Raw genomic sequence first — 15007 nt, 5'->3', positions numbered from 1 at the left:
AAGGCTACCTATTTCATCTACCAAAGGAGAAGTGTTATGAACAAAAGATGGGTCACTCTAATTGCAATCGCTACAATGGCTACCACTATGCTCTCGGCATGCGGCGGAGATAAGGAAGAGAAGAAGAATGCCGCACCAGAGGATCTGAACTCGAAGCTGGAAGTAAGCTGGCTGAATATTCTGCACACAGCTTCGCCGCCGACCGATACGATCAAATCGCTGCTTGAGGAATATACCAACAGTAAAATCACCTTCAACTGGGTACCTGATGCTTCCAAGGAAGAGCGGATCACTACGGCGCTGGCCTCGGGGGAGCTTGCAGACATTGTCACCCTGACCATGATGACGAATTCATCGGTTAGAAGCTCACTGAAATCAGGGCTGTTCTGGGATGTGGGCCCTTATCTCTCAGAGTTCAGTAATCTGGCGAAGATTGCTCCTGAGCTGAAGGAAGCGGCTTCGATTGAAGGCGTCCTCTACGGCGTTCCCTTCCAGAAGAATCTGGCGCGTTCCGGCCTGATCTTCCGCAAGGACTGGCTGGATAAGCTGGGTCTGCCGGTTCCGCAGACGCTGGATGAGGTGTATGAAGTGGCCAGAGCCTTCACAGAGGATGACCCGGATGGCAATGGTGTGAAGGACACGACAGGCTTCGGAGACAGATCAGAGCTGAAATACAGCAGCTTCAAAACACTAAGCTCCTATTTTGGCACGCCCAATGGCTGGAAGGTGGAGGATAGCGGCAAGTTTATCCCTGAATTCGATACCCAAGAGTATATGGACACGATGAATTTCTCCAAAAAGCTCTACGAGAACGGATATCTGGCGCAGGACTTCGCAGTTACAGCCAAAACAGACCAGCAGCAGCAATTCGCGCAGGGTAAAACCGGGATCTATACCGGTATGGTGGACATCTCCAGTCTGAGAACCCTGGCACAGGATCTGCAGCCGGGCATGGAGCTGGTGCCGGTGAACAAGATCTCTAATGGAGACGGGCAGTATCATATCTGGTCCGAGGGCAGCGGGATCGGCGGGTTGATGGCTTTTCCGAAATCCGAGGTGAAGACCGAAGCAGAGCTCAAGCGGCTGCTGAAGTTCGTCAATGACCTGATCGATGAGAAGGCGTTCATGCTGATGACCGGCGGGATCGAAGGCACCCATTATGAATATGATGAGAACGGCGCCTTCAAGATTCTGAACACCGAGCTGTGGCAGGCGGATGTGCAGCCTTTCTCCTCCAGCAGACCTAGTGAGATTGCCTATACGCTTAAGGATGCGAACCCTGAGAAGCAGCTGGCTAATGAGCTGATCCGCGAGAATGACAAGTTCGCCGTGCTTGACCCGACTGTTCCGCTAGATTCGGCAACCAACAATGAACAGGGAACGGAATTGCAAAAGATCATCACAGATGCTACCTTCAAATATATCATGGGCCAATCGGATGAGGTGGCCTTCAAGAAAGCCGTACAGACCTGGAAGGATTCGGGCGGAACCAAGATCACGGAAGAATATGAAGCTGCATACAAATTGACACAGAAGTAAGCAAGCAGGCAGGCAAGCTTTAAGCGAAGGCTAGAGTCTGAGAGAGGATGGGAAAAAGGATGCTGGTGGGCAAGGAGGGCTTTTGCGATTACTCTACCATTCAGGCGGCAGTCGATGCCCTGGAACGGCTGGACCCGGACACAGAGGCAACGCTCTACATTATGCCGGGAGTGTACAAGGAGGAGGTGCGGGTCTACCGCTCCTGTCTCCGTATCATCGGCATCGGACAAGTGGAGATCACGATGAACCGCTATGCCCGGGAGCTGGATGAGCAGGGGGAAGAGATTGGGACCTTTGCCACTCCCACCCTGTTCCTGGGCGGCAGGAAGCTGGTGCTGGAGAATCTGACCGTCTCCAATACAGCCGGACAAGGCAGCGAGGTGGGGCAGGCAGTGGCGGTGTACGCCCATTGTGATGAGTCGGTATTCCGAAATTGTACATTCAAGGGTCATCAGGACACGCTGTTCACCGGTCCGCTGCCGCCGGCCCCCAGAGAGCGCCTGTTGTTCGGCGGCGTTCCGCTGCGAGAGCATCATGCGCAGTACCGCCAGTTGTACCAGCACTGTTACATTGAGGGAACGGTAGATTATATCTTTGGCGGAGCAACGGCCTACTTCGAGCATTGTACGCTGCACAGCCTGCGGAATAGCGGAGGCCATGCAGGCTACATCACGGCTGCCTCCACTCCTGAAGGGCACGCCTACGGCTATGTGTTCAATCAATGTTATCTGAGTGCTGAGCCGGGAACAGCGCCGGTATTCCTGGGCCGCCCATGGCGGGAGCATGCCAAGACAGTCTTTGTGGATTGCCGGATGGGCCAGCATATCCACCCTCAGGGCTGGGCTCATTGGGGCGAGCCTGGGGGTGAGCAGACGGTCAGGTATGCGGAGTACACTTCTGAAGGAACTGCGGCGATTCTGCGGAAGCAGCGTGCGCCTTGGGCTGAGCTGCACGGAAGCGGCAGTGCGCGGGCGGGCAGGGACGATGTGCTGGCCGGATTCCTGACAGCAGAAGAATAAGCTATCTTGTGATTATCAGGCAATGATCATAAAAGGCAGTCACAATAAAAGGGCTGACCCCGCTACCCGGGGTCAGCCCTTTATAAGATCAAGTCTTGCAATGCTTACGTGTTCACAACCGCTGTAATCTCTTCATCCAGCTCCAGCTGTACATCTTCACGGTAGGCACGGATGCCGTATTCGCTGTGTACGTAGCGAAGGATGGATTCAATCATGTTGGACTCCACCAGATACTGGCTTCTTCCCTGTATCCAGACCTCTGCGGTGTAGCCGGTGTCCTCGTCCCAGCTAAGTTCCACCTGGACTTCCTCCACCCGCACAGCCTTGCGTTCCGCCATATGCAGGCAAATCGCATTGATAATCTCGTCCATGCTGAGAACGGTAACACCCATTAGTAGCGTCCATCCCTTTCTTCCAGCCGGCGTCGTTCCTGTCTGCGCTTGAAGAAGGATATAATCAGCGTAATCACGAAGTAGATGGCCAGCATGTTAATCAGGAATCCGATGATATTTCCAAAAGCGCCCATACCGGCGAACATTCCGCCGAAGAGGAAGCCGGCGATCCCGCCGATCATCAGGCCTTTCATCAGGCTGCCGCCGCTGAAGAAGCCACGGTTCGCATTCGCTGCAGTTCCGTTGGTGTTGCTTTTAGTGCTATCGCTTTTTTTCACATTATCGGTGGTCGATTTCTTCGGGGTCGTTGTGAATCCCCGGCTTCCTGATTTAAAGCCCCCGCCGCGGCGGGCATCTGCGAAGTCAGGAACAGTGACAGCGAAGAACAGTGTGAAGGCCATGACGATCATCATTACACGTTTCATTGGTTTCATTGAGTACGAGAACCTCCTAGAAGTATTGGTAACACCCAGTTTACCTGGCTGTTGCCCGGTAATACGCATGGCGGAGGCTAAGGTTTCAATTTTTAAAATATAAGAATTTATATGTTTCACACGATAACTTTCACCCGGCATTGGCCCGGACCCCCGGACACAAAAAAAGCACGGGTCCGGGACCCGCGCAAACAGCAGTATCAGAGAGTTGCCTTAGTCCGCGTATCCGTCCGAGACAAGCTCAAGCGCTCCGGTAGCCGGATCGATGATCATGCCGTGAATAGGTACGTTTGGGGGGAGTAAGGGATGGCGCTTAATCAGCTCCACAGTCTGAATTACCCCTTCCTCGACGTTGTCAAACCCGCGCAGCCATTTGGTCAGCTTAATCCCTGAATTCTCCAGGGTACTGAGTACTTCCTCGGACACGCCGCGTTCCTTGATGGAGTTAATCATATGGTCAGCATTCAGGGAAGCCATGCCGCATTCATAATGGCCGACGACAATTACTTCGTCCGCGTCCAGTTCGTATAGCGCAACCATTACGCTGCGCATGACGCTCCCGAACGGCTGGGAGATGATGGCTCCGGCATTTTTGATGATTTTGACATCACCGTTCTTGAAATTCATTGCTTTGGGCAGAAGCTCAACAAGCCGTGTGTCCATACAGGTGATGATCAGCATTTTTTTATCCGGGAAGCGGCTGGTCAGATAGCTCTCATATGCTTTTTCCTCTACAAAATGCTTGTTGAACTCTAAAATGTCTGTAACCTGACTCATAAGCCATGTGCCTCCTTAAGATTAAACTGTAATTCATTGTACTGCGTCTTGCCGCGAACATAAAGGGCTTCCTGCAATCAAATATTGCAAAATCTAAGCGGAGTCTGTCTCCGCGCCTGTAAGCTGTTAACTACTTCAAATTTGAAGAGATACAGCCCGAATTTGATTATAACTATTTAAAAAAGTATCATCAATAGGAGTAGATAAAAAAACAAGGCAGGTGCTCAAACCATGGAAAAGCAGATCCAGGAAGAATGGGATAAATTCAGTGAGCTATTATCTAAAATCAAAGGCTATTATGAAGCAATTGGACTTCTGGGCTGGGATCTGCGTACAGGCGCGCCCCGCAAAGGTGTAGAGATCCGTTCCGCCACGCTGGGTATGCTGAGTGCAGAAGCATTCAGACTCCAGGTATCGGAGGAGATCGGAGCGTTCACAGCGTATTTCAGCCGCCCGGAAGTAGCGGAGCAGCTGGACAGCAATCAGAATAAGATTGTGAAGGATACCCGCAAGGAGTACCAGCGCAGCAAAAGCATTCCCTCCAAGACCTTCGAGGAATATTCGGTGCTCACCGCCCATGCGCAGACGATCTGGGAAGAGGCTAAGGATGATAATGATTTCGCCTCCTTCGAGCCTTATCTGACCAAGATTGTGGCCTTCAAACAAGAGTTCATTGATTATTGGGGTGTGCAAGGCTCGCGTTATGACACTTTGCTGGATATGTACGAGCCGGATTTGACCGTTGAGAAGGTGGATGCGATCTTCACCCGTCTGCGCAGCCGTCTTGTGCCGCTGGCCGAAGCGATCAATGCTTCGCCGAACAAGCCGGACACCGAATTCCTGAGCCAGATCTTCCCTAAGGAGCAGCAGGAGAAATTCGGCCTCTTCTTACTCGAACAGATGGGCTATGATTTCGAGGCAGGACGTCTGGATGAAAGTGTGCATCCGTTCGCTACAGGGCTGAATCCCGGCGATGTCCGCATAACCACGAACTATCTGCTGGACAATGTGACCAGCTCCATCTTCAGCTCGCTGCATGAGGGCGGACATGCCCTGTACGAGCAGAATTTCGGTGAAGAGCTGATCGGTACACCTCTGGCACAGGGGGCCTCCATGGGAATTCATGAATCCCAGTCCAGACTGTGGGAGAATATGATCGGCCGCAGCCGGGCCTTCTGGCAGCGTTATTACGGCGATCTGCAACAGCATTTCCCGGAGCAGCTTGCGAACGTGGAGATGGAAGACTTTTACCGGGCGATCAATAGTGTGGGCAATTCCTTCATCCGGATCGAAGCTGATGAACTGACGTATAACCTGCATATTATTGTGCGCTATGAGATTGAGAAGCTGATTTTCAATGAAGGGCTTGAAGTCAAGGACCTGCCTAAAACCTGGAACGCGAAGTATCAGGAATACTTAGGGATTACACCGCCTACGGATGCACTTGGCGTACTGCAGGACGTTCATTGGTCCGGCGGAGACTTCGGCTATTTCGCTTCCTATTCCCTGGGTAACATGTATGCGGCCCAAATGCTGAACACCCTGCGTAAGGAACTGCCGGAATTCGAGGAGCTGATTGCCACTGGTAACCTGCTGCCGATCAAAGAATGGCTTACTGACAAGGTATACCGCTACGGCCAGAGCCTGACCCCTTCGCAGATTATCGAGCAAGTCACAGGCGAACCGCTGAATCCCGATTATCTGGCGGATTATCTGGAAGCGAAGTATACGGAGCTCTACAAGCTATAAGACTTGAGTTGCTGTAACAGCAAATGATGACTTCTTAAGCGATTGAATGTTGCAGCAGCAGTCTGCCCTGAGGCGTCCGTAAGCTGGAAGGACTTCGGAGAAATGGCTATAATAGAAGGAAACCGCAAACGGAAGGAATCGTGGTATGGCAAATACTCACACTTACAGCCGCAAGGAAGAAGTAGCAAATGCGGTTACACACGGGATTGGCGCCCTATTAAGTATTGCTGCGCTGGTTCTGCTGATCGTATATGCTGTTCAGAACGGCACAGCCTGGCATGTAGTCAGTTTCTCCATTTACGGCGCTACTATGCTCATCCTGTATTTTAATTCAACGATGGTGCATAGTCTCAGAGACGGCAAGGCGAAGGACTTCTTTGAATTCCTTGACCACGCTTCGATTTACTTATTCATTGCCGGAACGTACACCCCGTTTATGCTGGTGGCGATCCGCGGACCGCTGGGCTGGACATTATTCGGTATCGCTTGGGGAGTGGCGGTATTCGGTGTTTTCTTTAAGGCTTTTTTCGTCAAAAAATTCCTGTTCATGTCCACCGTCTTCTACATTGCGATGGGCTGGATGATCGTAATCGCCTGGAGCCCTCTGTCCCAGGCCGTCGCCAGCGGCGGGATGACTCTGCTGATGATTGGCGGACTGCTGTACACTCTGGGCACCGTGTTTTATGTATGGCGCGGCTTCCCGTACCATCATGCGATCTGGCATTTATTCGTGCTTGCGGGAACCGTCCTGCACTTCTTCGTTGTATTGTTATACATTCTCCCTATTCATTAATGCGGAAGGCATAGTGCCGTACTGGTGCAGGATTTCAGGGCGGGAATGCCGGTTTTGGGCAAAGAAAAAGATGACAAGTAAAAAGACTTGACATCTTTCTTTGTTTTCGGTATCATAAGGGACGTTGTGAAGCTGTAAAGTGTTTTTCCTTGACGAAGGGAGTGCCCTTAATGAGTCAGGAGAATAGGCTCGAGAAAACCAACCGGATCAACCTGTTATTTGCTTTCTATGAACGGCTGCTTACTGACAAGCAACAGACGTTTCTCAAATATTATTTCCATGATGATTTCTCCCTGGGGGAGATTGCAGCGGAATTTGAAATTAGCCGCCAGGCTGTGTACGAGCATATCAAGCGGGCGGAGCAAGTGCTTGAGAATTATGAAGAGAAGCTTGGACTCCTGTCCAAGCATGAAGACCGCACTAAGTACTTAGAAGAACTGCGCAGATTCCCTGACAGTGGAATGCTGCCGGAGCAATATAAGCAGCAATTCATGGAACTCATGGACCGGCTGCAGAGGTTAGAGTAGGAAGAAGGGAGCGAGCCGCCTATGGCATTTGAAGGATTAACCGGAAGATTGCAGAATGTGTTCAGCAAACTGCGCGGCAAAGGGAAAGTATCCGAAGATGACGTAAACGAAGCGATGCGTGAAGTGCGGCTGGCCCTTCTGGAAGCCGATGTTAACTTCAAGGTCGTCAAGGACTTCGTGTCCAAGGTGAAAGAGAAGTCTGTTGGTACGGAAGTGATGGACAGCTTCACGCCAGGCATGGTTATCATCGATATTGTTAACAAGGAACTGACGGAGCTGATGGGCGGAAGCCAGGCGAAGCTGGCGAAGTCGAACAAGCCGCCGACGGTCATCATGATGACGGGTCTGCAGGGCGCAGGGAAGACGACCACTTCCGGTAAGCTGGCGAAGCTGCTGCAGAAGGGCAACCACCGCCCGCTGCTCGTAGCCGCCGACATCTACCGTCCGGCTGCGATCAAGCAGCTGCAGGTGCTCGGAGAACAGATCAAGGTTCCGGTCTTCTCGCTGGGTGATCAGACGAGTCCGGTAGAGATTTCCAGACAAGGTGTTCAGCATGCGAAGGACAATAACCTGGATTATGTGATTATTGATACGGCAGGCCGCCTGCATATTGATGAAGAGCTGATGGAAGAGCTGAAGCAGATCCATAACGTTGTAACTCCGGATGAAGTGCTCCTGGTAGTCGATGCGATGACCGGTCAGGATGCCGTGAATGTGGCGGACAGCTTCAACAAGCAGCTGGAGCTTACCGGCGTAGTGCTTACGAAGCTTGACGGCGACACCCGTGGTGGTGCTGCATTATCCGTCAAGGCGGTCACCGGCTGCCCGATCAAATTCGCCGCTCTCGGCGAGAAGATCGATGCGCTGGAGCCGTTCCATCCGGAGCGGATGGCTTCGCGGATCCTCGGCATGGGCGACATGCTGTCGCTGATCGAGAAGGCTCAGGCTAACATCGATACCGAGAAAGCCAAGGAAATGGAACGTAAGATGCGTAATGCAGAGTTCACGTTCGATGATTTCCTGGAGCAGATGGATCAAGTGAAGAAGCTTGGCCCGATCGACCAGATTCTTGATATGCTGCCCGGCATGAACAAGGCCAAGGGCATGAAGGACCTGAAGGTGGACGATAAGCAGATGGGCCGCGTTGAAGCCATTGTTCATTCCATGACCAAGGCCGAGAAAGCCCAGCCTGAGATTATCAACCACAACCGCCGCAAGCGTATTGCAGCAGGCAGCGGTACCAACGTCGCTGAGGTGAACCGGCTCATCAAGCAATTCGATGAAATGCGCAAGATGATGAAGCAGTTCTCCGGCATGATGGGCGGCGGAGGCGGCAAGGGCGGCAAGAAGAACGCCATGAAGCAGCTCAAGGGCCTTGCCGGTAAAGGCGGAATGAAGTTCCCGTTCCGTTGACCTTAATCTTTAATCTTTTGACCTAGATCTTTCGCCTTTCTATAGATCTGATATAGTACAACATCAGAAGATCGAGTAGTCTTTTGACCTTGATCTTGTGATCTTAATGTTTAATCTTTTCCCCTCGTTACCAGGGAACGCCGCCAGTTAAGCGTATCCCGCAGGGAGGAAAAGCGGTCTTTCCCCGAACTCACCCAAGTCCCGCCAGTCTGAACGCCTACGCTAGTTGCACTTAGCGGGTGTCCAGAGGGCAGAGCCCTTGGGGCCCTCCCTTCGGGAAGGGAGGGTTTGGGAGGGATCGATAACGATATTCTTTTAAGGAGGTGAATTTCGTGGCAGTACGTATTCGTTTGAAAAGAATGGGAGCACATAAAGCGCCTTTCTACCGTGTAGTGGTTTCCGATTCCCGGTCTCCTCGTGACGGCCGTTTTATCGAGGAAATCGGTTATTATAATCCGATCGAAGTACCGGCAGTCGTTAAGATTGACGAAGAGAAGGCTCTTAAATGGCTTCAGACAGGTGCACAAGCATCTGATACCGTCCGCAACCTGCTTTCCAAAGCTGGCGTGATGAAGAAGTTCCATGAGTCAAAGCTTCAGAAATAATGACTGATTGCGAGGGTCCTCTATGGAAGAATTAGTTGGTGTTATTGCTAAGGCTTTAGTGGATCATCCGGAGGATGTGGCCGTACGGACCGTGGAGAAGGATCACCTGATTGTCTATGAGCTCTCCGTGCATCCTGATGATGTCGGTAAGGTCATCGGCAAGCAGGGGCGGATCGCCAAAGCGCTTCGTACCGTAGTCACATCTGCAGCAGTCAAAAGTGATAAACGCGTTACCGTGGATATTTTATCTTAAGGATGCGCACAAGGAGGGGCTAGGGATAGTATATCCCGGCTCCTTTTTGTTGAAAATATAAGAATTTATAGACTGTACGCAATCAACGTGAAGGAGATGAACACATGAAAGAAGAGTTAACCGTAGGCAGGCTGGTGAACACGCACGGCATTCGCGGGGAGATCAAAATCCTGTCGCATACCGATTTCCCGGAAGTGCGGTTCGCACCCGGCAACAAGCTGCTGCTGATTCCCGCAGACGGAAGCCCGAAATTCGAGGTTACGATTGAATCGGCGAGAGAGCACAAAGGGATGTATATCGCCAAGCTTAAGGGGTATACGAACATTAATGAGATCGAGAAATACAAAGGCAGCCTGCTCAAGGTGCCTAGTGATAATCTGGTTGAGTTGCCGGAGAACGAGTATTACTTCCACCAGATTGTAGGCTGCGAGGTTTACACGGATGAAGATACCAGCCAGCCGCTGGGAACGATTACAGAGATTTTGCAGCCCGGGGCCAATGATGTCTGGGTAGTGAAGCCGAAGAAGGGCCAGGATATTCTGATTCCGGTTATTAACGATGTAGTGCTGGACGTCGATATTGCAGCCAAAAAAATCACTGTGCACCTTATGGAAGGGCTGCTCCCATGATCCGTATCGACGTGCTGACGCTGTTCCCTGATATGTGTGAAGGCGTCTTCGGCACCAGCATTCTCGGTAAGGCCCGTGAGAAAGGCATTGCTTCACTGAACACGGTGAACTTCCGCGACTTCTCGGGCAACAAGCATAACAGCGTGGATGATACGCCTTACGGCGGAGGGGGAGGCATGGTGCTGAAGCCTGACCCTATCTTCGCAGCGGTGGAGCATGTGCTGGCTCAGAGTAGCGCTGGAGGGGAGCAAGGGGAACACGGCAATACAGAGGCGGTGAAGCCGCGTATTATTCTGATGTGCCCCCAGGGCCGGACGTATAATCAGCAGATCGCCGAAGAGCTGGCACAGGAACAGCATCTGATCTTCATCTGCGGTCATTATGAGGGCTATGACGAGCGAATCCGTGAGCATCTGGTGACGGACGAGCTGTCGATTGGAGACTATGTGCTGACCGGCGGTGAGCTCCCGGCCTTGACCATCATTGATTCGGTAGTGCGGCTGCAGCCGGGGGCACTGGGCAATGAGACCTCTGCAATCTCCGACTCCTTCAGCACCGGGCTGCTGGAGTACCCGCATTATACCCGCCCGGCAGAGTTCCGGGGCTGGAAGGTGCCGGACATGCTGCTCAGCGGACATCATGCCAATATCGAGGTATGGCGGCGTGAGCAGGCGCTGCAGCGTACCCTCGAACGCAGACCGGATCTGCTGGAGACCGCTGAGCTGACAGCGAAGGACAAGCAGACGCTGAAACGGCTGCAGGAGCAGGCAAGCCTGGAGCAGAAATAAATGATAAAATTGGGCTTAAATAGAGTCATAGCTGGCGTCTTTCTAACGTATATTACGTAAGGGAGGCGTTTTTTGCTGTGTTCTGAGAACCGGGAACGGGAATTACGAACTAGAACGGATAGGCATAGAAGAAGTTTTGCCAGCGAAATAAATACGAGCAGATGTGCGTCAATACCCTTTTTCTAGGGTAATGAATAGAGGTGCCGCAAGTAGACATGCAGCTATAGACGCAGCTAGCTTAATTATCGAAAGGAATGACTGAAGTGACTACGAATACGCATGAATCATTCAAGCCAGCCGTGGACACTGTCCACAAGGAGGCGGAGCCGCTCCGCACGGTAAGTGATATTATTGATTTTTATAAGAATCGTAAATCGTAATCTTATAATTGAAGAAATGAATTAGACCTGGAAGCAGGTTCAATAGGCTCAGTAATACAGCAAATTCCACAAATAGCCGCTGAAGACAGACGAACCCCAGGTTCGCTGGCTTCGGCGGTTATTTGTTTGTTGGGTGCTAAGAGGGCGGGCAAACAAAAAAAGACCGTCCGAAGACGGTCTCTCTACCCGAGGCGCTAGTTTGTAACTTTGATCCGTATCCCGCGCCACCAAGACTTAATCATTCAGCCGTTGGTCCGGGTAAGGGATACGTTCAGCATGTCATGCTTGATGTGAACGCACCTCCTTTCCTTGTGCCAAGAGTATAGCACAGCCTTTACGGAAAATCCATTAAATTTTAATGAGATGTGAAAAAATATTGAACTCCATAAAAATACTGAACTCTATTTGAAACTGCTGAACTAGTGAGGTATATTTATAGTATAACAGTAAGTAACCGCTTACCGGCATATTATGCATTAGATGAACGTATGTTAATCGTAGGGATGCGGCAAACGTAAGGATGAAGTAATGGATTGATTTGCAATGTCGGGGTATAGCGCAGCCTGGTAGCGCGCACCCTTGGGGTGGGTGAGGTCGCAGGTTCAAATCCTGTTACTCCGATTATTCCGGTTTTCGCTAACAACAAAAAACACTTCCGTCAGCGCATCACGCTCTGTAGGAAGTGTTTTTATTTAGGTGCTAAGGCCCGTGTGTGCGGTTAAGCTAGAACCTGCCCCTGTCACCATCCCGGCGGGTAAGCATGATGACTCCCGTGACCAGTGAATACAAGCCAACAACCATGAGCAATACAATGGCCCAAGTATAATTGCGCACCGTGTAGGTGAGCGAAGCGAAGATGATAAACCAGGCGATCCGCAGTACTCCTTCATTAATAAAACGTCTGCCTGCTGTACTCATGATTCCTGCCTCCTTATGGATTGTAGAAGATTGTTCACAACCGTAAGCGGTTCATTGATTTTGTTACTTTAATATTACCCCTTTTTACACAAAATTGATACACAATGTTCACAAGTTCTTCAATTCACAACTATTTTACATATAGACAATTGCTGCGTGACGATAGCCGTTACCGGCTTATCCCTCCCCTCATAAGATACAGAACCACGATTAAGGAGGAAACAGCAGATGGAAGCTTATTATAATTGTCTCCATTGCAAGGATAAGCGTGTACGCATTATGACTACTGACGGCAAGCGCCATGAAGGAATTATTGTAGATGTGGACCGGAATAATGTGTATCTGAAAACAAAAGGCAATGGCAGAATGCAAACTTCGGCCTTCTATCCGGGCGGTTCAGGAAACTACTATGGCGGACACTATGGTTACGGAAGTCAGATCCTTACCTTGAGCCTGTTCACGCTTCTGGCGATTGCGTTAATCTGACGATAGCCTGAACAACACAAAAAGTGGGCTCCTGGAAGTCAGGAAGGCCCACTTTTTGCGTCACTATAGGATGATCTAATTAACAGATATGGCTCCGATCTGCGTGGTTAACGATACCAGCGGACCGCCGCCGTTATAATCCTTCGGTGTACCGTTGTCGGCGCCGGAGATGTGGCCGAGCTCACTGCGGGCTTTGACCGTACATGCGGTTGATGCTGACAGATCGGCGGAGATTCTTCCAATATCGCTCTTGGCCTTGAGGCTGCTGCCCTGCTTCATGCTGGATACCCCAAGCTCAATACTCCCCGTATTTGACTCCACACTGGACTTGCCTGTGAATACGGTGTCTTGAAGGATGATGCTGCCGACATTGCTGTTAATCTCAAAAGTTCCCTCAAGCCCGCGGAGCTGGACGGTACCTACATTATTATCAATCTCAAACCGGTCAACGGTCTCTGGAATCCCTATTACATAATTAATGCTGAAGTTGGAATCCCCATACTCATGCTGCGCCCATTCCCAGAGGTTTCTCTTCGAATTGCCTTCACCACGAGCAGAGACGATTAGCGCGTCTCCTTTATGTTCAATAGAGACTTCCGTATGATCCAGCACTCCGGATACCAGCTTGTGGCCTGTCTGCTCATGGACAATGACGGTGGCCTGCACTGTGATCTCATCACCTGAAGCGGGTACTACTTCAACTTCCCCCACCGCATTATCTAGCTTAAGGACGGAAGCCGAAGCAATCGGCAGGGAGGTGGAGAACTCCCGGATGACTCCGCTAGTATTCATCTGCTCTTCAATCATACCTGCTGTGTTCTGGATGGCGTCACCGACAGCAGCACTGGCATCGCTGAGACTCTGCTTCACGGCTTCTGCCGCCTCCTGCTTGAAGCTGCCGGAGATCGTCTGCTCCAGCTGGTTATCCGCTGCTTCCTTGCCGGGAAGCTCCCGGCAGCCGGCAAGTGCAATAGAAAATACGGCCATTGCTGCAATAATTGCTGTGCTGTGATGTTTCTTCATTATATAGGCCCTCCTAAAGGCATAATTATTTGCTTATGTATACTCAGTATTATATATTATGGGAAAACACTGGATAACAGCCTGGCGGCGGGTTGTTCTACTGGACTATAGTCCAGGAAGCTTAGCTACTACATTTTAGAGAGGCATTATGGTACACTGTCGTTAGATGAAGGACCGGAAGAATGAAATGTGACAGCTGGAGGGCCGGCACGGAAGCAGACCCGGGAGACGGTCTGTTTACTATTTGGACTGAACAAGTCAGAGGGGCGGATGAGCCAAATGCAGTATGCAGCATTCCTGATCGTTGTGTTGGTGGGTGCAGTTGTCTATACCGTGTACCGCAGCCGGATGAGCCAAGAACAGTCTGAAGCGCCGAAGCAAGGGAAGGCCAGTAATGTGATTTCTATGGAAGGTCACCGTAGGGCCAAGCAGAATGCTGCGGATCAGCAGTGCTCCTCCTGCAAGAAGAAGAATGGCAAGCTCATCTTTTATGCCCAGGATGACGGAAGTGTGGTCGGACTCTGCAAGGATTGCAAGGTGAAGGCGAAGAAACGGGATATGCTGCCGCTTTAAATAATAAATATATGTTGCATGAGCCTGTCTTTTATGATAATATTACTTCTGTTGTGTGGAATACGGTGGTCCTCTGCGGATAATGAGGGAGAGCAATGGCTCTCCGGAAGAGGCAAGAACACCTGTACGGAAGGAGGAAGTCCTTAATGAATATCCTACAAGCAATTACACAAGAGCAACTTCGTAAAGATATCCCGAGTTTTCGCCCGGGTGACACTTTGAAGGTGCATGTAAAAGTTATCGAAGGAACTCGTGAGCGTATCCAGTTGTTCGAAGGCGTTGTAATCAAACGTCGCGGCGGCGGTATCGGTGAGACTTTTACGGTTCGTAAAATCTCTTATGGTGTTGGTGTGGAAAGAACATTCCCAGTCAACTCCCCTAAACTCGAGAAAATCGAAGTGGCTCGCCGTGGTAAAGTGCGTCGTGCGAAGCTGTATTATCTTCGTGACCTGCGCGGTAAAGCTGCAAGAATTAAAGAAATTCGTCGCTAGAATAGTGACAAAGGAAAGGGGCTTGAATTCAAGCCCCTTTCGTTTATTTCTTGTGATTAAAGAATTGTGGATCCCCGCAAAGTACCTGAGTAAGCACGAAGTTAAAGCATCACTTTGTGGGGTTTTTAGACATATGTGCCTTAGGAACAGCTTCTCCGAAAAGGCCTCCTGAAGGAGTAATCGCGGGGGAGTTTTTGGCAGGAGCTTTTTTGTATTGT

At 50.8% G+C, this 15007-nt stretch carries 18 protein-coding genes and 1 tRNA gene; 14 read left to right on the top strand and 5 right to left on the bottom strand.

The window, feature by feature from the left end:
• Positions 1–36: 36 nt before the first annotated feature.
• Complete coding sequence (locus tag MKY12_RS17915) at positions 37–1539, top strand: extracellular solute-binding protein (RefSeq protein WP_339310181.1); 1503 nt, start codon at positions 37–39, stop codon at positions 1537–1539.
• A 59-nt stretch (positions 1540–1598) separates the two neighbouring features.
• Positions 1599–2558 (top strand): pectinesterase family protein, encoded by a 960-nt coding sequence (locus MKY12_RS17910; RefSeq protein ID WP_339310180.1) that lies wholly within the window; start codon positions 1599–1601, stop codon positions 2556–2558.
• Between the two features lie 104 nt (positions 2559–2662).
• On the opposite strand, the gene MKY12_RS17905 is transcribed toward MKY12_RS17910, so the two are convergent.
• The 3 genes from MKY12_RS17905 to MKY12_RS17895 form a co-directional block, all read right to left on the bottom strand.
• Positions 2663–2950 carry a YxcD family protein gene (locus MKY12_RS17905; RefSeq protein ID WP_339310179.1) on the bottom strand — a complete coding sequence of 96 codons (288 nt, stop codon included), beginning with the start codon at positions 2948–2950 and terminating at the stop codon, positions 2663–2665.
• Entirely contained in the window at positions 2950–3384 is a 435-nt protein-coding gene (locus MKY12_RS17900) for a hypothetical protein (RefSeq protein ID WP_339310177.1), read from the bottom strand. The genes MKY12_RS17905 and MKY12_RS17900 overlap by 1 nt, the downstream gene beginning before the upstream one ends.
• Before the next feature lie 213 nt (positions 3385–3597).
• Positions 3598–4161: a carbonic anhydrase gene (locus MKY12_RS17895; RefSeq protein ID WP_036733547.1), complete on the bottom strand. Its 564-nt coding sequence runs from the start codon at positions 4159–4161 to the stop codon at positions 3598–3600.
• 231 nt (positions 4162–4392) lie between these two features.
• Between MKY12_RS17895 and MKY12_RS17890 the strand changes: the two genes are divergently transcribed.
• The 9 genes from MKY12_RS17890 to MKY12_RS17850 all read left to right on the top strand — a co-directional run bounded on the left by MKY12_RS17890 (position 4393) and on the right by MKY12_RS17850 (position 11919).
• A complete protein-coding gene (locus tag MKY12_RS17890) occupies positions 4393–5910 on the top strand; it encodes a carboxypeptidase M32 (RefSeq protein WP_339310176.1) in 1518 nt (505 codons plus the stop codon).
• Positions 5911–6055: 145 nt separating this feature from the next.
• Positions 6056–6703: a hemolysin III family protein gene (locus tag MKY12_RS17885; protein WP_036733553.1), complete on the top strand. Its 648-nt coding sequence runs from the start codon at positions 6056–6058 to the stop codon at positions 6701–6703.
• Positions 6704–6873: 170 nt separating this feature from the next.
• Positions 6874–7230, top strand: coding sequence for a putative DNA-binding protein (locus MKY12_RS17880; protein WP_209869376.1), 357 nt, complete (start codon positions 6874–6876; stop codon positions 7228–7230).
• 21 nt (positions 7231–7251) lie between these two features.
• A complete protein-coding gene (ffh, locus tag MKY12_RS17875; protein WP_339310174.1) occupies positions 7252–8643 on the top strand; it encodes a signal recognition particle protein in 1392 nt (463 codons plus the stop codon).
• Between the two features lie 332 nt (positions 8644–8975).
• Positions 8976–9248 carry a 30S ribosomal protein S16 gene (rpsP, locus tag MKY12_RS17870; RefSeq protein ID WP_036701203.1) on the top strand — a complete coding sequence of 91 codons (273 nt, stop codon included), beginning with the start codon at positions 8976–8978 and terminating at the stop codon, positions 9246–9248.
• A 22-nt stretch (positions 9249–9270) separates the two neighbouring features.
• Positions 9271–9501: a KH domain-containing protein gene (locus MKY12_RS17865; RefSeq protein WP_020432321.1), complete on the top strand. Its 231-nt coding sequence runs from the start codon at positions 9271–9273 to the stop codon at positions 9499–9501.
• A gap of 104 nt (positions 9502–9605) precedes the next feature.
• Positions 9606–10130, top strand: a complete 525-nt coding sequence (gene rimM, locus MKY12_RS17860; RefSeq protein ID WP_339310172.1) for a ribosome maturation factor RimM — start codon at positions 9606–9608, stop codon at positions 10128–10130.
• On the top strand, positions 10130–10918 hold the full coding sequence (trmD, locus tag MKY12_RS17855) for a tRNA (guanosine(37)-N1)-methyltransferase TrmD (protein WP_339314900.1): 789 nt from the start codon (positions 10130–10132) through the stop codon (positions 10916–10918). Before rimM ends, trmD begins: the two co-directional genes overlap by 1 nt.
• Before the next feature lie 927 nt (positions 10919–11845).
• Positions 11846–11919: transfer RNA gene (locus MKY12_RS17850), tRNA-Pro, on the top strand.
• A 102-nt stretch (positions 11920–12021) separates the two neighbouring features.
• On the opposite strand, the gene MKY12_RS17845 is transcribed toward MKY12_RS17850, so the two are convergent.
• Entirely contained in the window at positions 12022–12216 is a 195-nt protein-coding gene (locus tag MKY12_RS17845) for a hypothetical protein (protein WP_036733564.1), read from the bottom strand.
• A gap of 228 nt (positions 12217–12444) precedes the next feature.
• Here MKY12_RS17845 and MKY12_RS17840 point away from each other — a divergent pair, with 228 nt between their 5' ends.
• Positions 12445–12702 (top strand): hypothetical protein, encoded by a 258-nt coding sequence (locus tag MKY12_RS17840; protein ID WP_339249064.1) that lies wholly within the window; start codon positions 12445–12447, stop codon positions 12700–12702.
• Positions 12703–12777: 75 nt separating this feature from the next.
• Here the strand turns inward: MKY12_RS17840 and MKY12_RS17835 are convergent, their stop codons facing one another.
• A complete protein-coding gene (locus tag MKY12_RS17835; RefSeq protein ID WP_339310170.1) occupies positions 12778–13725 on the bottom strand; it encodes a hypothetical protein in 948 nt (315 codons plus the stop codon).
• Positions 13726–13914: 189 nt separating this feature from the next.
• Between MKY12_RS17835 and MKY12_RS17830 the strand changes: the two genes are divergently transcribed.
• The gene (locus MKY12_RS17830; protein WP_339310168.1) at positions 13915–14298 is read left to right on the top strand and encodes a hypothetical protein; all 384 of its coding nucleotides are present in this window, start codon (positions 13915–13917) and stop codon (positions 14296–14298) included.
• A 146-nt stretch (positions 14299–14444) separates the two neighbouring features.
• The gene (rplS, locus tag MKY12_RS17825; RefSeq protein ID WP_036701215.1) at positions 14445–14789 is read left to right on the top strand and encodes a 50S ribosomal protein L19; all 345 of its coding nucleotides are present in this window, start codon (positions 14445–14447) and stop codon (positions 14787–14789) included.
• The last annotated feature ends 218 nt before the right edge of the window (positions 14790–15007 follow it).

The sequence above is a fragment of the Paenibacillus sp. FSL M7-0896 genome (assembly GCF_037975415.1).
GTDB lineage: Bacteria > Bacillota > Bacilli > Paenibacillales > Paenibacillaceae > Paenibacillus_AQ > Paenibacillus_AQ silagei.
The sequence above is the reverse complement of the archived record's forward strand: the minus strand, read 5'-3'. Positions and strand labels throughout refer to the sequence as shown.